Origin of the sequence: Dyadobacter sp. OTU695, from assembly GCF_038440355.1 — a bacterium.
In the GTDB taxonomy this organism is placed as follows: Bacteria; Bacteroidota; Bacteroidia; order Cytophagales; family Spirosomataceae; genus Dyadobacter.
Window position 1 is genome coordinate 103,325 of record NZ_JASATN010000014.1, and the last position, 21,422, is coordinate 124,746.

The 21,422-nt window shown below is 48.2% G+C and carries 19 protein-coding genes; 10 read left to right on the forward strand and 9 right to left on the reverse strand.

What is annotated here, in order from left to right:
• The first annotated feature begins 6 nt into the window (after positions 1-6).
• From AAHB90_RS23315 to AAHB90_RS23325, 3 genes are all read left to right on the forward strand, one after another.
• Entirely contained in the window at positions 7-1,071 is a 1,065-nt protein-coding gene (locus AAHB90_RS23315) for a response regulator (protein WP_342087652.1), read from the forward strand.
• Between the two features lie 133 nt (positions 1,072-1,204).
• A complete protein-coding gene (locus AAHB90_RS23320) occupies positions 1,205-1,393 on the forward strand; it encodes a hypothetical protein (protein WP_342087653.1) in 189 nt (62 codons plus the stop codon).
• Entirely contained in the window at positions 1,386-1,895 is a 510-nt protein-coding gene (locus AAHB90_RS23325) for a DUF6169 family protein (RefSeq protein WP_342087654.1), read from the forward strand. Before AAHB90_RS23320 ends, AAHB90_RS23325 begins: the two co-directional genes overlap by 8 nt.
• On the opposite strand, the gene AAHB90_RS23330 is transcribed toward AAHB90_RS23325, so the two are convergent.
• The gene (locus AAHB90_RS23330) at positions 1,890-3,689 is read right to left on the reverse strand and encodes a hypothetical protein (RefSeq protein ID WP_342087655.1); all 1,800 of its coding nucleotides are present in this window, start codon (positions 3,687-3,689) and stop codon (positions 1,890-1,892) included. The two genes, AAHB90_RS23325 and AAHB90_RS23330, sit on opposite strands and share 6 nt — an antisense overlap.
• 82 nt (positions 3,690-3,771) lie before the next feature.
• Positions 3,772-4,167 (reverse strand): iron chaperone, encoded by a 396-nt coding sequence (locus AAHB90_RS23335; protein WP_342087656.1) that lies wholly within the window; start codon positions 4,165-4,167, stop codon positions 3,772-3,774.
• A 168-nt stretch (positions 4,168-4,335) separates the two neighbouring features.
• On the opposite strand from AAHB90_RS23335, the gene AAHB90_RS23340 reads away from it, so the two are divergent.
• Both AAHB90_RS23340 and AAHB90_RS23345 read left to right on the forward strand, forming a co-directional pair.
• On the forward strand, positions 4,336-5,709 hold the full coding sequence (locus tag AAHB90_RS23340) for a hypothetical protein (RefSeq protein WP_342087657.1): 1,374 nt from the start codon (positions 4,336-4,338) through the stop codon (positions 5,707-5,709).
• A gap of 38 nt (positions 5,710-5,747) precedes the next feature.
• On the forward strand, positions 5,748-7,115 hold the full coding sequence (locus tag AAHB90_RS23345; protein WP_342087658.1) for a hypothetical protein: 1,368 nt from the start codon (positions 5,748-5,750) through the stop codon (positions 7,113-7,115).
• A 3-nt stretch (positions 7,116-7,118) separates the two neighbouring features.
• Here the strand turns inward: AAHB90_RS23345 and AAHB90_RS23350 are convergent, their stop codons facing one another.
• The 4 genes from AAHB90_RS23350 to AAHB90_RS23365 all read right to left on the reverse strand — a co-directional run bounded on the left by AAHB90_RS23350 (position 7,119) and on the right by AAHB90_RS23365 (position 13,664).
• Positions 7,119-9,248 carry an ATP-binding protein gene (locus AAHB90_RS23350; protein ID WP_342087659.1) on the reverse strand — a complete coding sequence of 710 codons (2,130 nt, stop codon included), beginning with the start codon at positions 9,246-9,248 and terminating at the stop codon, positions 7,119-7,121.
• Between the two features lie 159 nt (positions 9,249-9,407).
• Complete coding sequence (locus tag AAHB90_RS23355; protein WP_342087660.1) at positions 9,408-10,175, reverse strand: LytR/AlgR family response regulator transcription factor; 768 nt, start codon at positions 10,173-10,175, stop codon at positions 9,408-9,410.
• Between the two features lie 34 nt (positions 10,176-10,209).
• Entirely contained in the window at positions 10,210-11,238 is a 1,029-nt protein-coding gene (locus AAHB90_RS23360; RefSeq protein WP_342087661.1) for a sensor histidine kinase, read from the reverse strand.
• A gap of 50 nt (positions 11,239-11,288) precedes the next feature.
• Positions 11,289-13,664, reverse strand: a complete 2,376-nt coding sequence (locus AAHB90_RS23365) for a TonB-dependent receptor (RefSeq protein ID WP_342087662.1) — start codon at positions 13,662-13,664, stop codon at positions 11,289-11,291.
• Positions 13,665-13,976: 312 nt separating this feature from the next.
• On the opposite strand from AAHB90_RS23365, the gene AAHB90_RS23370 reads away from it, so the two are divergent.
• Positions 13,977-14,156: a hypothetical protein gene (locus AAHB90_RS23370; protein WP_342087663.1), complete on the forward strand. Its 180-nt coding sequence runs from the start codon at positions 13,977-13,979 to the stop codon at positions 14,154-14,156.
• Between the two features lie 3 nt (positions 14,157-14,159).
• On the opposite strand, the gene AAHB90_RS23375 is transcribed toward AAHB90_RS23370, so the two are convergent.
• On the reverse strand, positions 14,160-15,422 hold the full coding sequence (locus AAHB90_RS23375; RefSeq protein ID WP_342087664.1) for a YdcF family protein: 1,263 nt from the start codon (positions 15,420-15,422) through the stop codon (positions 14,160-14,162).
• Positions 15,423-16,369: 947 nt separating this feature from the next.
• Here AAHB90_RS23375 and AAHB90_RS23380 point away from each other — a divergent pair.
• The 3 genes from AAHB90_RS23380 to AAHB90_RS23390 all read left to right on the forward strand — a co-directional run bounded on the left by AAHB90_RS23380 (position 16,370) and on the right by AAHB90_RS23390 (position 19,235).
• Positions 16,370-17,089 carry a LytR/AlgR family response regulator transcription factor gene (locus AAHB90_RS23380; protein ID WP_446717921.1) on the forward strand — a complete coding sequence of 240 codons (720 nt, stop codon included), beginning with the start codon at positions 16,370-16,372 and terminating at the stop codon, positions 17,087-17,089.
• Between the two features lie 6 nt (positions 17,090-17,095).
• Positions 17,096-18,316 carry a sensor histidine kinase gene (locus tag AAHB90_RS23385; RefSeq protein WP_342087666.1) on the forward strand — a complete coding sequence of 407 codons (1,221 nt, stop codon included), beginning with the start codon at positions 17,096-17,098 and terminating at the stop codon, positions 18,314-18,316.
• A 280-nt stretch (positions 18,317-18,596) separates the two neighbouring features.
• Entirely contained in the window at positions 18,597-19,235 is a 639-nt protein-coding gene (locus AAHB90_RS23390) for a response regulator transcription factor (protein WP_342087667.1), read from the forward strand.
• On the opposite strand, the gene AAHB90_RS23395 is transcribed toward AAHB90_RS23390, so the two are convergent.
• Positions 19,217-19,630 (reverse strand): winged helix-turn-helix transcriptional regulator, encoded by a 414-nt coding sequence (locus AAHB90_RS23395; protein WP_342087668.1) that lies wholly within the window; start codon positions 19,628-19,630, stop codon positions 19,217-19,219. The two genes, AAHB90_RS23390 and AAHB90_RS23395, sit on opposite strands and share 19 nt — an antisense overlap.
• A 98-nt stretch (positions 19,631-19,728) precedes the next feature.
• Between AAHB90_RS23395 and AAHB90_RS23400 the strand changes: the two genes are divergently transcribed.
• Positions 19,729-20,592: an NAD(P)-dependent oxidoreductase gene (locus AAHB90_RS23400; RefSeq protein ID WP_342087669.1), complete on the forward strand. Its 864-nt coding sequence runs from the start codon at positions 19,729-19,731 to the stop codon at positions 20,590-20,592.
• Between the two features lie 89 nt (positions 20,593-20,681).
• Here the strand turns inward: AAHB90_RS23400 and AAHB90_RS23405 are convergent, their stop codons facing one another.
• The gene (locus AAHB90_RS23405) at positions 20,682-21,149 is read right to left on the reverse strand and encodes a carboxymuconolactone decarboxylase family protein (RefSeq protein ID WP_342087670.1); all 468 of its coding nucleotides are present in this window, start codon (positions 21,147-21,149) and stop codon (positions 20,682-20,684) included.
• Between the last annotated feature and the right edge of the window lie 273 nt (positions 21,150-21,422).

Below are 21,422 nucleotides of genomic sequence, written 5' to 3' on the forward strand. Positions count from 1 at the left end.
TCCAACTTGGAAGCTAGAAAAATACTTTTAATAGAAGATAATCCCGAAATGCGGGAAAATACGTCCGAGATCCTCGAACTGGCCAACTACGAGGTGACTACCGCCCGGAATGGCAAAGAAGGCGTGCAGCAAGCCGCCGCCCACCTCCCCGACCTGATCATCTGCGACATCATGATGCCCGAACTGGATGGTTATGGCGTGTTGCATATGCTGGGTAAAGATGAACGTACGGCCTCCATTCCATTTATTTTCCTTACCGCCAAAGCAGAGAAGGAAGACTACCGCAAGGGTATGACCATGGGTGCCGACGACTACCTCACCAAACCATACGACGACGTGGAGCTGCTCAATGCGGTTGAAATGCGCCTGAAAAAAAGCGACCGGCTCAAAAAGCAGTTTGAGCGCTCGGCCGACGGCTTCGACCAGTTTATCCGGGAAGCACAGGCATTCGATCCGATCGTAAAGCTCGCCGAGGACAAAAAGGTAAAGGTTTTGAGAAAAAAGGAGACGATCTATACCGAAGGCAGCTTTCCTTCCCATGTATTTTTTCTGCAAAAAGGGAAGGTTAAGGCATATAAATCGAATGAGAACGGCAAAGAATACATTACCGATCTTTTGAAAGAGGGAGAATTTTTTGGTTACCTCGACCTGCTTCAAGGTGCTCCTTATGAAGAGACTGCCATCGCATTGGAGACGTCGGAAGTGGCCATGATCCCGAAAGACGACTTTTTCGCTCTGCTTCAAGGCAATCGTGAAGTGGCGTCGAAATTTATCCGTATGCTTTCCAACGAGGTAAAAGATCGCGAAGAGCGGCTGCTGCAACTGGCTTACAACTCGGTGCGGAAACGGGTGGCCCAGGCGCTGGTAATGCTGGTGCAACGTTACCAGGAAGACCGCTCCAAACCGTTTACAATGGCTGTTACCCGCGAAGACATCGCCTCGATGGTAGGTACCGCCACCGAAACCGTGATACGGACTTTATCGGATTTCAAAGATGAGCGATTGGTGGATATGAAAGGCAGCCAGATCACGGTTCTTGAATACGAGAAGTTGGCGCGGATGCGGAATTAGCACCTAAGGATAACCCAAACCGTCCATTCAAATCATTTTTCATACCGTTTATTCATCCGTGGGCTTTGGGTCGCAATAGCCCATTTTCTTTCCCTAGTTTTGATTTAGAAGTTCATTCAAAATCTATCAAACTATGGAACAGGCAAAACCAATCGAAGCGCCAGAAGCTGCCGAGGCAGCCAGTGTAGAAGACCGCCCTGAGAAACTGACCCTGGAAATCCTGATTGCCAGGATGATGCAGACACACAGAGATATACGGGCCTATCATAGAGGTGAAATGTCAAAAGAGGAATTTGATTCATTAGGAATTAAATTTGGTTGAAATCTATCCCTACCTTCAATTCGGCGAACTCTACCGATTCACGACATTCCAGGATGTCGCGGTTACCGTGCATCTATCCAAAGATCCAAGATGGTTTCCCAATAATCCCGAGATAGAGAAAGTTTATAGTTTCCTGATCGAAACGGATAAACCATCCATGGGCCAGGATATCCGGCTGAGAAATACTGTGCTGGATATCCTGGCCAATTTCCTGGCAGAGAACGACGCAATTATTATATACTATTGCGATCCGCACGATGGAAAGGGTCACAAGCGGCATGCAAAATTCAACAGATGGTTCAGTCTGATCCATGACCTGTCTATCGAAAAACACGACAGACAGGTCATGGTCAAGGACTTGAAGATCGATGAGAATGGTAATCTTCTCAGATCAGAACTGACCGTATATGCGTCCATTTTGCTGCGAAAGTCTCATTTGGATTATGAGCCAGCCATTAATCTCTTCCATTCAGGGGATCTGGATAAGACGGACAAGCTATGAAAGCTTCCCCTCAAGTGCCTCCAACTGCACCATCATCTCCTGCCGGTAAGCCACCGTCTGGTTCGTTATTTCCGGGATCAGCTTTTTGTAATAACTGATCCCTTCGAGCAGGTTCGACCGGAATTTTGAGAAGTACTTTGCCTTCTTATCGCTCAGCGCCGTCGTGTGCCGCTCAATGTCTTTTTTGAGATAATCCACATACAGGTTGAGCTCATTGATAAACATGTTGGGGCGCAGATTTTTGGACAGCAGGTCTATTTTTCCATAGATATGCCCCACCATTTCATCCAGGGAATAGGTGCCCGAAAACCACGCCAGGTTTGGCCCCGGACAAATGGCCACTGCACTGTTTTCCCGCGGCTTGATCAAATGGTTTCTGATGAGCGCCGCTGTGCTCAGCCCGTCGCAAAGGCAAAGCTTTTCGGTAACCGCATCTATCTGCATTTGAAGGTCAGCCGGCTGCGGATCGAGCGCTTTCAGTTGTTTGATCTTCAATTGCTGGTATTGCCTGGAAGCCGTGCAGATGGGATCTTTGGTGAATTCGGTGTTCGAAACGAGGTAACGCTTATGGCATGGGCTACCAGGGCGCCCTTTCGCTATGCGTTCGAGCCGTTGTTTTTCGGCAGTGCTGTTCCTGAAATTGTTGAAGAGAACGCCTAAAGGAGATGAATCGCTTACATAATAAGCGTCGCTATCGGCCGTCGCGAGTTCGTTCAACGTTGTCTCATCGACGTTGGTAACCTCCGGAACCAGCAGAAACGGACTCCCCCATCCCGTAGCTTCAATGCCGTAATGTTCCAGCAAAAATGCATTTTCGGCCGCGGTACCGATGCCGCCTTGCACGGATATACGCACGCGAGGCACCCGCATGAGCGCGATGCCCCTGCTGTCCAGCGCTGACTCGTAAAGGGCCAGCAACTCGGTCAGCATTTCATCACGGCGGTTTTTGAATTCTTCCAGAACCGGTCCGAGTAAATTTCCCTCCGTGGCAAATGCATGACCTCCACAGTTAAGCCCCGATTCGATGCGAAATTCGGAGATCCAAATGCCTTTCTTGGCCAGGAACTTCGCCTGTATCAATGCCGAGCGGTAATCGCTTACTTTGAGGATCACTTTTTTACGGAAATTACCTTCCGAATCCGGGAAAAAATCTGTAAAAGCTTCGAGATAGCTGTATAAATGCGGGTTCATTCCTGCCGAGAGAATGATCGATGACGACAACTTACTCAATGCGAAACCGCGAAGCGCCGCCAGCGCGTCCGTATGAATGTCATCGAGCGGGTTCCCCTCGGCATCCGAATTCATTTTATCCACCTTCGACATAATATTCACATCAATGCTGCCTGGCACGATGAGCGCCCGCAGCGCCGAAGATTCAGCCGTTTTCTCCGCGTTGTCGGGCATGGCAAGCATTGCTTCATACCGGTGTTTCAGCTCCGAAGTCTCCGGTAACAGACTGAAATAGCGATCGATATCACTGCCGGTGCCGAAGGGCTGGGTTTTCAAGTCTTCAAATTCTTCCGTTACAATACGGTGCATCAGGTCGAGATATGCAGTGATCCTGCGACTGCGGTAGTCGTGCTCGGATTTGGTAATGGGCGTATGGTCCTCGCCACGCTGGCGGGCATAATGTACGCGCATGCGCTCGATCAGCTCGTCGTCGACGATGGATGCGACTGAGGAAATGCCGTATTTGGCAACTTTAATGGGTGTATCGATAGAGTATCCCAGTCCGAGGACGGGTATATGAAAAGTATGCGGCATCATATTCTGGATGAGGTCTTGATAGTTCATCCAAAAGTACTCGCCACCCATCGCCGGAAAACTGACGCTGCTTAGCTGTGATACTGAAAAAGATCATACCAGGCGGAATGTCTCACTTCTTTTTGTTTTTGAGAGGCTTGGAAGCCTCTGCCAGTTCATTTTCCTTTGCCCGGTACTCGACAATGCGTTTGATAAGGTCGAGCGGCAGCGGTTCCTTATCAGGCAACTGGAGTGCCGATTTACTCATCTTATATTTCGACAGTTCCGTTTTGAACTCGTCCAGCAGTGCCTGGCTGTAAGGATAGGACAACGAAATGTGGTTGGTCGCAGCCGAATAATAAATCAGAAAACCAAAATGCTTGTATGCCGGGATCTGGTAACTGATCACTTCTTCCGCCTCCGGCACTGCTTCCCGGATGGTTTTCCGAATCGCCGCCAGCCGCTCCTTTTTTTCTCCCCGGAACGTATCCTGATATTCGTCCACGGATTTGAAGTCTGTTTTTGCCATGCTAATTGAGTTCTTTAATGATTCATGTTCAAGTAAAAAGCGTCTTAGCAGCCGGATTTAACTGGTGCAGGTTTTTAATTTAAGTAACTGAATGATTATAAAAATATATTTCATAAATTTTCAAATAAATAACTCTCGACATTACTTACTATCAACAGGTTACACGCCATGAAAAAAGTCTGCTTTTACCTGCAAGTGCTCGTTATCTGCTTTTTAGGGAGTTGTAAAAAAGACAAAGATATCGACCCTCAGGTAGTGCCGGTGGACGATTCCTTTTTAAAGTCTTTGACTGTGAGTGGTGCCCGGGAAGTGCAGCTCGACACCGGCAAAGGGGTCATACAGATAATACTGCCGGAGACTTTTACAGGCAATAGGCTGGATATGAAGTTCGACCTGCCGAAAACCAGCGAGTTAAGCGTATTTGCGGATAGTTTACTGGTTCAGGCCAACCAAATCAGCTATCCCTACATCGGGAGTTCCCCGTTGACGTTTAAAGTAGGCAAAAAGAACCAGTCCAATGAGAAGCTATATACGGTTTTTGTGAAACATGAGGGACCTCTCACAGCCCAGTTGCTGATAGCGCCCGTATTTTTTCCATCGGCCAGCGAGATTTCGGTTAATGCGGAGTTTAAGTTCCTGTCCGGTATCGGCACTATTCCCGAAACACCGATTTCGCCATTAAATCTATCGTCGACCCTGTCCGATCCGGCAAAAGGGCTAACTAAGGATGGGACGGCTTCTTCCGATCTACACTATATTTCGATAGAAGAATGTGCCAAATTTCTAAAATCGGAGAATCTGAAGCTGAGCATTTCGTATGGCAGCGAAAAGTTCGTTTTTCCCGAAATCAAGCGCATTCAGCGGTCGGGCGTTATCGGGCAGGTGGATTGGAACAGGAAGCTTTTCAAAACGATTACCAAAGGCAAAACCATGCAAATTCAAGGTGGCCTTTTCCTTCCTGAAAACCGTTATCAGATCGAACTCTCCAACGACCGCATGCCTCAGCCGCGAAAATTCGAGGCCACTTTTGCTGATTATAGCACGCTGACCTTTAAACTGCCCAATGACCTGCCCGATGACCAATACCTCGCTCAGGTTTACGAAGGAAGCACGCTTATCGGAAAGTCGACCGAACCTGTTGCTTCTGATTCGGTGAAAGCCTCGGTAGGGAGCGTATGGATCGATTTTGCGGAGTGCCCTACGATGCAGATGCTTCTGGGAGGTTATGCGAAAAAGACGGTGCTTAATAAAGGTCAGACATTTTACGCCATCCCGTTCCCTGTCATCATGGATGCACAATATGGCAAGCCGATAGACCCAAACAAACCACTTCCGACGTTGGAATTGAAGTCGGGCAGTGAAACGCTGCGTATCCAGCCATCCGTGAAAGCCGACTGGTGCTACGGCGATGGTAGTGTTTACGTTTATTACGGAGTTTTCAAAGTGCCCACGAACGCGCCCTCCGGTAAATATGAAGCACGGTTTATTTCGAAAGAAAACAATGTATCCATGCCGTATTGGAGCCAGATTGAGATCCGGTGAATTATCATGTCAACACTTAATTCATTTGACCTTTTAACATGAAAAAAACTTGCCTGTTTCTGTCGCTTTTAGGTCTCGTTTTATTTCTGGGCTGTAACAAAGAGAAAGAACTTAACCCTGAAAAGGTATTGAAAGGGAATCCATTTCTCACATCCGTAAAGGTTGCAGGCGCACGGAAAGTGAGTATTGATACCACCGCAAACCAAATCCAGATCATACTTCCTGAACAATTTAAGGGTGATGTGATCGACATCGAACTAGGCATCAGCGAGGATGCCGCTTTAGAGCTACATCCCTGGCGGCCGCTTTTTTCGCCTGGCCATGTTAAATATCATTTCAGAGGATCGCCGCCGGAGCATTTTACGCTTTCCAAAAAAAGCGGCTCCGGGGCACATACCAAAACATACGCTGTGTTTGTAAAGCACGAGGGGCCGCTCAGCGCAGAACTTACTTCCGATATTGTACTTACTCCAAGTAGTCCGACTAATGCACGCGGCGCGGGAACAATCGTCCTAAAGTCAGGCATTGGCTCTATTCCTGAAGCGCCCAATGAAGTCACAAAAGTGGTCCCATTTATTAAAAACACCGCCAAAAATATCGACATACAGGGAAATTGGGATTTGGGGACTATTTCTTTCGAGGATGTCTTTTCGTTAATGGACGTTGATGGCTCTATTGTTGGCCTTCAATACGGCGATAAGACCTTCCAGTTTCCACAAATGCAAAAACTTGGAAGAGGTCCGGTGACGGTTCACTTCTATTATGCCGATCGTCTTTTCCGGGTTTTTAAAAAAGGGATGCCTACTGACTTTTACGGTGGGATTTTCCTGCATTCAAACACCTATTCGGTCGCATTGCAAAATGGCAGGTTAGCTTCGCCTGTTAAACTTCCTCTTAAAACAATCGGAATCTCGGGTCTGCAAACGCAATTCCCTTCATCATTGCCGGATGATCAATATCTGTTAAGCTTTTATGAAGGAACACAATTGATCGGCAATGCACCGCTCGTCATCGCGCGCGACACTTTGGCGCGAGCAATCGGCCAGATGTGGGTGGAAGAGTCCGAGGACCAGAAAACCTATCTGCAATTCCGGTCCGATCCAATTACCCTCATCCGCGGGTCGCAGCTGCTCGCAAATCCCTTTCCTATCATCGCCGACCATGCTTCGCAGCCTTTCGACAAAACCAAAAAAATACCGGACCTGGCACTAAGGAAAAACGAGAAAATCACCATCCTGAAGGCCCGGGTCAAGGAAGACCCGACATACGCCGATCACTCGATACGGTTATACATCGGGGCATACCGCATTCCCACCGACATGCCGCCTGGTCGGTACGACGCCATGATGGTGCTCGGGGAAAGTCAGTATTCACTCCCCTATTGGAGCCAGATTGAAATCCGTTAACGACTAGTTGTTTTGCCTACGCCCGCTGAAAACTTGCCCCAGTACCTGCAAAAACTCTTTCTCCGAGAATGGCTTGCCTAGTACGCCATTAATGCCCAGGCCCGCGTAAAAGTCCTTGTCGCGGTCGGACAGATCGCCGGTGAAGCCTATTACAGGTGTGGATGCTTTCAGCGGGTTGGCGTTACTGCGGATTTGCCTGGTCAGTTCGGAGCCGTCCATGCCGGGCATATGAATATCGGTAATCACCAGATCGTACGGCTGCTTCTCGAACAGCTCGAGTGCGTCGTCACCTGAGCCGACAAGGTCGTAGGCCAGCCCGTGTTTTTCCAGTAACCTGCTCATCAATACCAAGTTCAGTTTGGTATCGTCGGCCACGAGCACCTTTTTACCCTGTAATGGGACTTGCACGACTGCCGGAGACGGGTTCTTGACGAGCTTCGCTTTTTCGGCTACCTGCATAGGAATAGCCACCTTAAACTCCGACCCTTTTCCCAATACACTTTCGACCGATATTTTGCCTCCGTGCAATTCTACGATCCGCTTGCATATCGCCAAACCGAGCCCTGTTCCCTGTTTTCCGACAGAAGCGCCGTCGATCTGGCTGAAATCTTCAAAAATCTCCCGCAAATGCTCTTGTGCAATACCAATTCCCGAGTCTTTAACCCTGATTTTCAGACATTTCTTTTGCCCGTCGATATTTTCCAGGCCGGCATCCACCAGCACTTTACCGTGCGCCGGTGTAAACTTGATCGCGTTACTGAGCAGATTGATCAACACCTGTTTAATACGGACCTCGTCGCCCAGGAGGTATACCTGCTGCCCGACATCGATTTTGGACACAACTTCAATATGCTTTTCATCCGCAAGAACGCTCATCAATGCCACTACCTCGCTGACCAGCTCAACTGGCTTGAAAGCTTGGAATTGCAGCGTCAGTTTACCCCGTTCCAGTTTGGAGAAATCCAGCAGATCGTTTACAAGTGTCAGCAAAATCCGTGAAGAACTTTGAATGGCTTCGACGCTTTCCTTCATTTGGCCATCAAGGCGGTCGGAGTCCATGAGCTGAGAAAATCCGATGATCGCATTGAGCGGCGTCCTGATCTCGTGCGTAACCTGCGCAAGGAATTCCCCCTTGTTTCTCGCAGCTTCGGTTGCCAGCGCAGCATACTTGACGATAGTAACGTCGTTGCGATACAGTTTGACGAGATTGCGAATGATAATGACCGTCATCAGCAACACCAGAAGCCCACCCGCCCAGAAAAGGTGGTTCACTTCTTCAAACTTGTCGGAGGTTTCCGTCAGCAGCACGCGCCTGAACTTTCTGGCTTTTTCCTCTTCGGCCGCTTTCAGCGATTTAAGGGTTAATTGCAGACTGGCAAACAGCTCTCCATTCAGATATAACAATCTTTGCTCCGCCTCGTTCAATTGCTTTTTCACCCGGTCGTATTCGTCGTATCTGGTGAGATCGAGCTCCCGTGCCAGCTGGTAAGGCATGATGAGCGAATCCCGCTGGATGATCACCTTCGTTTTTTCCTTGGTAACCTCGTCGTCGCGCTTGTTGGTAATGGCATCGGCCAGCCTTTTGAAAAGCCCGCGTTTCTTCTTTTGGGTCTCCTCGGACACGACCGAATCGACTTTGGAAGTCTTTTTTACACGTATGGGTGTCGATTTGGGTTTGGATTGCTCCTGCTGGATTTGCTCGCTGCGCTGTATCGAGATGGCAAAAAGGCTGTCAACCAGGATTTTCATCCGGATAAATTCGTCATTGCTTTCCCGCTTGCTCTCCATAAGCCCCGACAACGCCGACGGCTGGTGGGCTCGCTCGGTTTCAAATTCGGTAAGGATATTGGCAACAGTCTGAAGCTGGCCCGTAAATGCTGTCAGATAGGCGGAATCCTGGGTAATGATAAAAAGCCGGCTGTTGTTCTCGGCTACATATAGGAGCGAAATACAGGTATCGATCTTTTGATAACCATTCATATCCTTGCGGAGCTCCTGGATGTTCTCGCGGATCGTCTGCGATTTGCCGCGCGTCAGCAAAAGCATGAAAACGAATGATCCCAATATGACTACCAGCAGGATGGTCCAGACAAAAAATGCCCTGGATAAGGTGCGGAAAGGAATTTTCATCATGTGTAAGTCCGTCGATTTACCCCTGCTTCACTGGAAAACCGATATTTGAGGGTTGATTTTAGACAAAGGTAAAAAAGCGGATACAAAACAATGCCATTCCCGCCGTCTATAATTTAGTCTACCAGACCTCTCGAATGAGTTACACATAAACACTATTCCCTATGTTTCAAGCCATGCCTTGAACGCAGGGGCCTTATCCCGACTAACAACCACTTCCTGAGAAGTCTGCGGGCGCAGTTCTATTTTAAGTTTGCCATTGAAATAGGTGTGGATCTTCTGAATGGCGTCGATCCGTGCGATAAACTGGCGGTTGAGCCGGAAAAAATTAAGCGGGTCAACCAGTGATTCCAGTTCTTCCAGCTTGTAGTCCACCAGATATTGGCGGCCGTCGGTAGCAACGAGGCATGCCATTTCATTGGCTGTGTAAAAATAAGCGACATGCTCCTGATTGACAGGGATCAGCTGTTCTCCATTTTTGACAAGAAACCGTGTTTTGAAAGGCCTTTTAGTCATTTCCAGGCTATCGAGCAGCGTTTCCACCTTTCTTGCATACGCCTTGGGTGAAAAATCTTCCCGGATATTTTCATACTTACGGATCGCGTCCGCCAGTTCGGGCGCCTTGATCGGTTTGAGAAGATAATCGATGCTTTTGACACGGAATGCCTTGATCGCGTATTCGTCGTAGGAGGTCGTGAAAATGATGGGACTGTGCGCGGGAAACTCCTCGAAAATCTGGAAACTCAGGCCATCGGCCAGCTGGATATCGGAAAAAATAAGGTCCACAGGCTCGGCCTTCGCGAACCATTTCCGGCCAGCCTCGACGCTTTCCAGCACCGCGCACACATCCGTACGAGGATCAAGCTTTTTGATAAGCTTTTCCAGCCTTTCAGCCGCCGGGTATTCGTCTTCAATGATCAGTATTTTCATAGTAATCAGGCGGCTCCCGCCCTGGTGTCGTCATTTATTCGGCCAACTGCCCCAGCAGCGGGATCTTTACGGTAAACCGCCCCTCCTTGCGGGTTATTTTCACTTCCCGGTCGGTCAGGAGGCTGTACCGGTTGATAATGTTCTGTAAACCAACGCGCGTCGATTTTTCAAGGATGGTCTTCTCTGAAATATTGTTCTCGACCACCAGATATCCATCATTTGTCTCGCGGATCACGATCTGCAAAGGATTCTCACGAGAGGCCACATTATGTTTAATCGCATTCTCAATCAGCATTTGCAGGCTCAACGGCGTAACATGCTGTGCCAATATGGACGTTGAAAGCCGCTTTTCGACTTGCAAATTTTCCCTGAAACGGATTTTATTCAAATACACATAAGCATCCACAAACGCAATTTCTTCGCTCAGCACCACCGTGTTTTTATTGCGGCTCACCAGCACGTACCGGTAAACGTCCGACAACTTTTCCAGGTAGTCCTGTGCGGCCGTATTCTCATCATCGATCAGCGCCGCCAGGGTGTTCATGCTGTTAAACAGGAAATGCGGGTCGAGCTGATTTTTGAGTACTTCCAGCTGCGATTGCACATTTTCTCGCATCAGCGCTTCTGTTTTCCGTACATTCATTTTCCAGGCATCAAAAAAATAAACCGCTTCGTACACCAGATAAACGATCACCGTGGGCACAATGCTGATCCTGAAACTGATTGCGAGCACGCTCATGTGGTAAACCGGTTTGTAATAGAGCTCGTCGAGCAGCAGCGACACCAGGAGCACATAGATCACCGCCAGTACTGCCTCGGCCGCCACCCGCCTGCCGGTTTGGCCATATTCGGGAAAAATCCGGCGCATCCAGATGATAATGTACCGGTTGCCCTCCCAGAATGTGAGCGTGAGCAATGTAGAAAAAAGCGCACTGATGAAGAAATGCCGGCTCAGTTTCAGGAACTCGTCGAAATTGATCATCAAAGCAATGGCCATTCCCATAAGCGGGATACCGATGATCCGCCACTTCCTGTCATTGAGCGTATAAGCCTTTTCTTTCATCGCAAGTGAATATCGGCGGGCAAACTACTGGATTACCCGCCAAATTTCAATTAAAATGTATACCGGAAATAAGGTACCGGAAAAAACGGCTGCTGGTACTGGTTCGCCAGCTCGTTGGTCCGCGGGTTATAGGTCTGCTGAAAAATGTTTTTACGGGCTGTCACATTCTGCAAATCCATCGAAAACTCCATGGTGCTCCGGCGCATTTCGCGGCGGTACGAAAAGCGGATGTCGGTCCTGAAATAGGCGCTCTGCCGGAGCGAATAAGCGCGGTTTTCGTCGTAAATCGCCGACCCCCTGGCCCTCGACGCTGCCAGGTTCAGCGGAGTAATGTATTTGCCGCCAACGAGCGAGGTCTTGATATTGGCGCTCAGGACGTTGCTGTTCCCAATCCGGAACTCCTTCCCTCCGAGCACATTCAGGACATATCTGGTATTAAAGGCGGTGTTGCGCCAGACTTTGTCGCTGCCTTTGTATTTCGAATCGAACAGCGAAGTTGTAAGCAGGAAGTAATAGCCTTTGTTGAAATACCTTTCCAAAGTGACCTCCACGCCCAGGTTGCGCCCTGTGCCCGCATTCACCAGGCTGTCGCGATCCGACGGGCCGAAAGCGGAGCCCGTATTCAAAGCCGAGTAAGTGGAAGTCCGCTGCTCGACCGGCACATTGAACAGTTGCTGATAATACGGCTCGATTTTCAGTAACAGGTTTTCCGTCAGCCGGTTCTGATAACTTAATACGAACTGATGGCTTTTGGTAAAACCCAGTTCCTTGTTGGTCCGCACCGGCCCGGATTCGCCGGGCGTTTGTACAAAATAGGTGTAAATATTCTGTGCCTGGCTATTCAGCCCGTACCCGACGCTCACCGATTGCCCCTTACCGAAGGCATACTGCAAACCAGCCCTGGGCTCTATGGCGACATTGTTGTTGAGGTTATAATGCTGGAAATGGAGGCCTGTTGTAAAAATCAGCTTCTGCGAAAGCCGGTATTTCCATTGCGCGTAAGCCTGCGTGAGCACCGTTTTTTCCCCGCTCACATTTGCCCGAACGGTGTCGATCTTCCCGCCCTGGTAAATCGAGCGGCTGTACAGATCAAAATCAAGCAAATCCACAGTAACACCTCCATACAGGCTGCTTTTTGCATTCATTTTATGCCTTACATTCAACACCGCGGAATATTTGGAGGTGTTGTATTTCGCCTCGCCGCTCAGGAAGGCCTCCCGCGCCGGATTGCTGATGGAATCGCCGCTGAACCGCTCGCGCGTCGTGCTCATGCCGAGGGTGAGTTTCGCGAAAGTTTTAGGGGTCAAATTGTGTTCATAAGCCAAGCCAAAAATGTTTGTTCCGTATTTCACCCGGGTGTTGGTGTTTTCGGCACCATACATGTTGGTGAGCGTCGTATCCACCTCATTTCCGAGAAAATTCACGTCGCTGCTTCCTGTTATGCCAAAAAGCGTCAGTTTTCCTTTGCTTCCGGTCGGCACGGCCACTTTAAAGTTCAGGTCCTGGTAATCGGGAATGGCCGTTCCCGTTCCGAACTGCAATCCGAGCGCTTTGAACAGACCCAGTGTCGAATACCGGTAATTCAAAAGAAACGATGCTTTGGAATTCTTTGAAAACGGCCCTTCTGCACCCAGTTCAAAACCATTGAAACCTACCTGCCCCATCAGTTCATGTTTCTGATTATTGCCTTCACGCAATTGGAGGTCAAATACCGCCGCGAGGGCATTTCCATACTGCGCGGGAAAGGCACCAGTGAGAAAGTCGGACTTGCCGAGCACGTTGTTGTTCAGCATGCTCACGGGCCCGCCAGTGGCGGCAAATGAGCCAAAATGGTTGGGATTGGGGATATTGAGTCCTTCCAGCTGCCAAAGGGTGCCCGACGGCGAGTTACCGCGGACCACGATATCGTTGCGCGAATCATCGCCCGACACTACTCCAGCAAAGTTGGCAGCCATCCGCGACGGATCGCCCAATGCACCGGCATACCGTTTGGTATCATCCACATTGAACGACCGGCCGCTCACCAGCGATAGTTCATTGTTGGTTTTGGACTTATCGTTCTTGCGGTCGGCGGTAACCACCACCTCGTTCAAATTCTGCACGGCCTCGGTCATGGTTACGTTCAAAACTACTTCCTTACCCGCCGTAACGACGATGCCGGACAGACGCTGCGACTCATATCCAACCATTGTAACCTGAAACGACTGGCGGCCCACGGGCACGCCCGCAATGCTGAAATCGCCCCGTACATCAGTAACGGCGCCCAACGGGCTTGCCCCCGCCTCCCGAACCAAAAGTATGGATGCCCCGATTACCGGTGATTTGGAAACTTCATCGCGCACAGTCCCGCGGATGGTTTGCATGCCCTCCTGCGCGTGAAGGTGGGTAGCGAAAAGAAATGTCATGGCTAGTAGTAATGGTCTCATTGGCTAATTCTTTGAATTGATAGACCAAATTTCTTTATAACACACTGGGTTTGAAATCCGCCGTATGCTCAACCGTACAGATCAGAGGTCGAACCGGCGCCGGCGTAGGGGGAATCGTGTCGTGTAGCGGGGCACCAGTACGTCAAACTTATTTGGACTGCAGCCGATGCACTTAATTAGGATGCCTGCGGGGTCTATCAAAGCCGCGGAGGTGATCACAAGCCCTTCGGCATCGCTGAAACCGGAGAAGGTGAACCAAACGGAATATAGTTTTCGGCCAAAAAAGAGCTTCCCGCACGCAAGCTCTCGATTATGCTCACGACGGTAAGCCCCTTTGGCTCGTACCGGCCTCAAAAGGAGGTCGTAAGCTCGACGGAGTTCTATTCAATGACAAGAAACCAGTACCTGACGCATTGGGTCAAGCTGTCGCTGAATTGGGAGTTCGGCTGGCTCTTTAAGCAGTATTCGGGCGGCAAGGTTAGTAACGATTGATATTTAGGGATCGAGCGGTTCATCGGCGTCAATGTGCAATGCGTCCAGCACCGGGTAAAATTCGAAATCCGTTTCACTGAGCCGCTTACCCAACTTATAAGGAACATGGTTGATTTCGCGCATACATCGGTTCACAAAAGCATCACTGGTAATCGAATAGCTTTGCGAACGCATCGTAGAAACGAGGCAGGGCTTCTCCACGGGCATGCCGTAACGGTAAAGCAGCCTCACGCCATTGCGCATATTGGTAGTCGTATGGCGCGCATGAGGGTCCATGATGATCACGTTTTCGGGCACTTTTAAGGTTTCCATCAAAAACTTCTTCATTTCGAATGCTTCGCTATATTTCGTCTTGAAAGGATGTACCCTCCCTCCCGAAACCAGAATGTAGGGCGCTAATCCTTCGAAATATCTCAATGCGGCCACACGGCAACGCAATATACCCCCCTCGCTCAATGCACGGTCATAGGTATCCGGGCCGGCGCCGGGTACGAGGATCAATGTGTATTTGAATTTGCTCCAATCGATTTTCTTCACGCGTTCGAAAGCTGCTTTGTTGACTGTTGAAACCATCGGCTCATAGTCGGCAGCCTCGTGTCTTTCATTTACTTCCAAAAATCGGAGCGCATAATGCATCGACGGGCCAAAAAAAAGTTTTGTACTTTTCTTTTCCTGGCGCACGGTTTCTGTCACGTCGTAGACCAGCACCGGGTAACTTTTAGCGGTAGTTTTAAATTCAATGGAATCAATGGCCGGATAGTTAGGCTTCTTGCCTTCCGCGTACACCTCAATAGTATGGTTAATGCCCCTTGCATCCTGCTCCCAGGCTTTCCGCAACAATGTTTTATCACTTTCCTCTTTCAATAAAATATAGGTTCCGGAGGGAACAAGGTGCTGTTTCACCAGTTTCCCCAATGCGTTGTTGTCGCTGTAAAGCGCTTCGAGCCTTGCCCCTACCGTATTGATTTCCTCGGCGGAAAACTTCATTTTACCCGTGTAGCAAAGAAAATCGCCTTTGCATTCTGTCTCGGAGGCTTCAAGATTTTTATATTTTAAACCTGCCACCCCGGCCAGTTCACTGTCCTTTTCAAGCAAGCTTTTCACCTCCGGGAGCGATTCGAAAAGTGTGAGCAAATACCAGTTTTTGGACTGGACAATTGAATTTCCGGTAACCAGCTGATAGCTCTGTGCAGGGGTACGGCTGGTTTGGGCAAAACCCGTCAGTGTAACCAGCAGCAGAATAAAAAAGGTCAAAGGTTTAGTCATAGTTATAAAAGGAGTATGGAAAAGGCTGCAAACTAAGTGAATCCGTTTGAACGAATCATTACCCGTAAGTTAAGAAACAAAAAGACCTGGACGAAGAGCGCGGGCCGTGTCCGGCTCAGCCCCCAAAATGAACGCCTATATATATACGCAACTAGTCATTCAATTTCGGCAGTATGGCACGCATGTCGCCGTGAAGGCAGGGCACATTGTATCCCGACAGGTGGCCCGGCACGGTTTAGCCCGTAAATGACTTAACAGTATCCTGGCCGAAGATGACAAAATTGTCAATATTTAGCTACAAAAAAAGCTAGAACATTCCACAAAGGTGAATTAATTATCGGCTTGCTTTTGGTGAAATTGCAAACAAAAAAGCCCCTGACAAAATGCCAGGAGCTTTTCAATTTTTAAGCACCCATTTTACTTATAAAAGTTATCATTTTCCAGTACCAGGCCGGATTGTTTGTTTTCTTAGATAAAAATTGCGCTTTTCCAGCTCAAATCCAAATCAAACGACATATTCAATGCCCGGCAGTACGTGGAAGTCGTAGATCCTCAGTTTAATTTTGCTAAAATCAAACTGTGCAATACCGGATTACCGGCAAAGTTTGCAAATGAAGTGTAATAGTGGTTAGTATGAAACAGGGACGACGAGCGTTCTTTAAATCCCCCTTTAAATGCAATTCCTGTATGTTTTTTAATCATGGCCAATAGCGTCTTTATTTCTTTCACAAAGCTTCCTTTCCTTACTGGCTTTAAAGTAATCCTAAATAGCTGGCGAACTAAAATAATTTCGCCGAATTATGCATTAATTTCGACCAATACCTATATTATTGCAGACGAATGAAATTTAGTACAGTAGTTAAGGTCAGAGTATGTTGTCTCCCGGCAGGTTGCGGTGTATAATTGTAGACGATGAGGCTGATGCACGCCGATTGATCGAAAAATATGTGCAGAAAGTTCCCTTTCTTGAATTGGTCGGCACTGCCGAGAGTGCTACCGATGCCCTGTTCCTGATCAGGGAAGTAAAACCGGACATTGTATTTCTGGATATCGAAATGCCCGAAATGACCGGATTTGAGCTTTTAAAGCTACTTCCTGCTATCCGGCCCGCCGTGATCATGATTACAGCCGACCCATCCTACGCATTGGAAGGTTACGAGCACGAGCTGACGGATTACCTTCTAAAACCCGTCTCTTTCGAAAGGTTCTTAAAGGCCATCAACAAGGTGGACAGTGCGCGTCTTCAGAAACATTTACCGGGCGTTTCCGAACCAGGGGGGAAATCCGTTTCATCACCCAAAGAACCGCAGGAACGCGTGCTGGATACAGCATTCACCGGTACACGAAATGACTTCCTTTTATTGAAAGAGAATAAAAAACTCATTAAAGTAGCTCCCAGTGAAATCCACTTCATTGAAGGCATGCGCGACTACCTTAAATTATATTGGGCTGATCGTGTAGCTATTATTCATATGACTATGGCCAAAATCGAAGAAGCGCTACCCGTCGCACAGTTTCTGAGGGTAAACCGTTCCTATATCGTTAATAAAAAAGTGATACGCGAAATTGAAGGCAATGAGATTACTACAAACAGCGGTCGGAAAATTCCGATAGGCGTAACCTATCGCGCTAATGTACTAGCGGCTTTACAGAAGAACAGAATCTGATGGACGATGCGCATTAATCCTATCTTTTCTAAAAAAAGCGCAAAAATTACCAGAGTTATTTATCATTTGCTGGCATGGATAGCGCTCTGGTGCGTCGTGCGGTATTACAGTATTCCTGCGCTTACCAGAGATAACCTGGCTGTAATAGCGCACGCTTCTGTTGTAGTTTTCCTGCAATCCATTTCAGTGTTCTACCTGCTGGGGTATGTGGTCTTTCCACGTTTTTTGTATACCAGAAAAATATTTTCACTGATTATAAGCCTGCTTATCATATTTCTGCTGGTCCATCTCAGCAACTATTATGAAATCAGGTACCTGGCAACCATTACAAACGGGTCTGAATATAATCCTATTTATATCCGCAAATTGTGGGACTTTTATCAGGCCCGCAGCCATTGGGCCAGTTGCTTCATCAATTTCGACATCGCATACACCGACTATGCATGGAGCTTATATTACATCACGCCGCTGCTTGCCATCAAGGTTATGCGTGACATTATTAATTCCAGGACAAAAAATATGCAACTGGAAATGGAACGGCTCAAACTAGAAAAAACAAACCTGAACCTGCAAACACAAAGTTTACAATTACAAAAAAACAATCTCAATCTTGAACTGAGCTTTCTCAAATCGCAGATCAATCCGCATTTCCTATTCAACACACTCAATGCGATCTATACCAAAACGGTAGATGTCGACGAGCAGGCTGCCGACCTGGTACTTAAATTATCCGATCTGATGCGGTACAGTCTTTACGAATCGAGCAAGGAAAGCGTACTCTTGTCAAGCGAAGTCGGTTACATAGAAAATTACCTGGATCTGGAACGCGCACGTTTCTCGGATAAAGTGACAATCAATTATCAGCTGGCAGGGAACCCTGAGGAGTACATCATCGCCCCGCTCCTGCTTGTGTCGTTCGTCGAAAATGCATTCAAACATGGTACCGCCAAAAGCAAGTACGCGTCTTACGTAGATCTTTCCATCATCTTGAATCACAATACACTATACTTTAAAATCAAGAATAATATACCTCAAAACACCCGCTCCCAAAACCGGGCGCGGGACGAAAAAGTCGGCGGGTTCGGACTGAGCAATACTTCGAAGCGACTTCAGTTACTTTATCCCGACAGGCACAAATTGTCGGTACAGCAAACCGAATCTGAATTCAGTGTGGATCTTGAACTGATACTGGACCCGGCTGGCGGCTCTCAGCATTTAACATCCTGACGATACATTCTACCACCATCCGTATATATGCGAACGTCAGGCATCGGAGCCGGCAAATCCGAAAAAGCTGCACAACTTCTATTCGATTCTTTTATATAAGAATTACTTTTATTTTAGGAATTTCCTTTTGATATTGAAACGACCAGGGAAATATTGAATTTAATTCTCCCCCTATCCATGGATTTTAAAAAGAGCATTAGTCAATGTTCCTATTTAATCATTCATTCTCTGGACCTTGGCAATAAATTGAAGGCAGTTTTTTGAATTTGAAAATGTCCGGATGAAAAACATTTTGATTGTAGAAGATTATCAGATTATCAGGCTCGCGACAAAAATACTCGTACAGGATATATTCAAAGCCGCAGTAATTCACGAAGCGGGCTCTTTCAATGCAGCTTTGGCCGAGCTTCAGATGCAACCGCAGGATCTGATCATTCTTGATATTCAGATTCCTGACGGACAGGGGTTTGAGATGATAGGAATGATGCGTGCAATTCAAAAAAATGTTGCCATACTTGTCTTTTCGGCCGTTGAAGAAAGAATTTATGGCATTCATTATCTCCGCGCGGGAGCCAACGGTTTTGTGTCAAAAAACTCGGGTACTGACGAATTGCGAACCGCCATTATATCTGTGGCGGATACGGGCAGGTACGTGAGCCCGAGGATCAGATTTGAACTGCTCAACCAGCTCGACAAGCATAATTACAAGGCCGACAATCCGCTCCTGGACTTATCAGTTCGTGAAATCACGATCATGGACATGCTGATCGAGGGATTCTGGGTCAAGGAAATAGCCTCCCAACTGGACCTTACCGAAAGCTCCGTCAGCACCTACAAAGCACGGTTATTTGAAAAGCTTCAGGTGACCACGCTGATTGAAATGTTCCAGAAGGTGCGCCATTACAAGGATATGGACTGAAAGCTTTCCCCGGCCACGCGTTCCCTGTGCGATAGCCCCCATTCGTTCATTCGGGCGATAACCGGCATGATGCTCCGTCCAATGTCGGTGAGTGTATATTCGGTATAGAGCGGAAAACCGCCACACTGGCATTTTTCAACAACCCCGCTCGCTTCCAGCTCGCGCAGCTGCATGTCGAGCACGCGCGGAGTGGCGTCCCGGATCTCACGATGCATTTCACTGGGACGACGAAACCCACGATCGATGGCATCGAGCAGGCATGGTTTCCATTTTGCTCCAAACACTTTCATGGCAATGGTGATGCCGCATTCGAGGTCTTCGGGTGTTTTCCGTTGGTACATATGGTTGATGATCGAGTTGATAACAATCGCTTTACCCAGCCCTAATTTACTCAATACCGAACAAATTTTCGGTTACCGAATCTTTTTTCGGTAATTGACGGCACCCTTGCCACTCGCGAATTTTGTGTTCATTAATTCAAAACGAACACAAAATGAGTACAAAACAAATCACCATTATAGGTTCAGGACAAATGGGGCGGCGACTTGCCGAATTGCCGGTTACAAAGGGTTATGACGTGTCCGTTTGGAATCGTACCCGCGCCAAAGCCGACAGTATTACGGGCGTAAAAGTGTTTGAAAACCTGGAAGAAGCAGTGCGCCAGAGCCCGCTAATCGTGATATGCGTGCTGGACTATGCAGCAGTAGAGCGTATTCTGGATAACATCGGCGACAAATCCATTTTAGCCGGCAAAACGCTCATCAACTTTACTACGGCAAATCCGCAGGAGGCCGAAGCACTGGAAACGTCGCTTGCCGATATAAATGCGGGGTATATCAATGGCGCTATTCAGGCTGCGCCGGACCAGATGGGCCTGCCCGAAACAACCATCATCGTATCGGGTAACCACGGGCATTTCGAACGCAGCCGGGATGCATTAGCCGTTTTTGGAGGAAATATCAAATACCTGGGCGACCGTGCGGCAATGGCTTCGGCCATGGACCTCGCTACCTTGACCTGGCTGTATGGTTCCTACACCGGCTTGATTTATGGAATTGTCCTTGCACAAAAAACCGGCTTGCCACTCGGCGCATTCAGTGAAATACTAGGCGAGATTACACCCGGGTTTACGGAGTTTTTCAAACACCAGATTGGTGTGGTGGAAAAGGGCGATTTTACAGTCAGCCAAAGTCCGATGTCGATCAGCATTGCAGCCATACAGCGCATTCACGATGCATTTCGCAATGTGGGTGCCCAGGGAGATTTTGTTAAAGCGATCAGCGACCTGCTGCAAAAAGCAGAATCTTCCGGCCTGGCCAACCAGGAAGTTGCCGCGCTGGTGAAAGTGGTGGGATAGCTTGTCAAATGTTTGCCCGCTGATCGATCGCTCAGATCCGGCGGGCAAACACTGATAAACAGCTTCGGAATTGTATGTTGATGACGTGCTTAATGCACCGCAAACTGACCCGGTTCATAACTTCCGGCTTCGGTGCGGAATGCGATATTAAAGCGGTTGTATGAATTGATGGTGGTTATCGCGAGCGTCAAATCGATGATTTCCTCGTCTGTAAACTGGGCGTTGACGGCGTCAAATACTTCGTCGGTAACTTCGCGGTCTTTCAGGACGGTCACAGCTTCGGCATATGCCAGTGCGGCGCGCTCGCGATCTGAGTAAAAAGGTGCTTCCCGCCAGGCATTCAGCAGGTACAGCCGCTGCTCGGTTTCGCCCTCTGCCCGCAGGTCTTTGGAATGCATATCAAGGCAAAATGCGCAGCCGTTGATCTGCGACACGCGCAGGTAGATCAGGTTTAACAGCCGTCTCTCGACCTGTGATTTGGCAAGATAACCGCTCAGACCGTACATGGCTTTGATTGCTTTTTGTCCTTTCTCCAGAAAATTGATCCGTTGTTCCATGGTAATGTTGAATGATTGAATGACTGAATGATTGAATGATTGAATGACTGAATGACTGAGTGATTGAATGACTCGATGACAATTCGTGACCACAGATGACAATTCTGAAAAAATATTCGGTCATTCAGTCATTCAAAATTCATATCCATGACGAACACGCTCTTCAGGATTGGACAATGCGGCGAAAAAAAAATCCAGTTTTTCTAGTAGGCATTGCGGCGGGTAGAATTGGATGTGACTACGACTTTACAATTACATAATATTCTAATAACA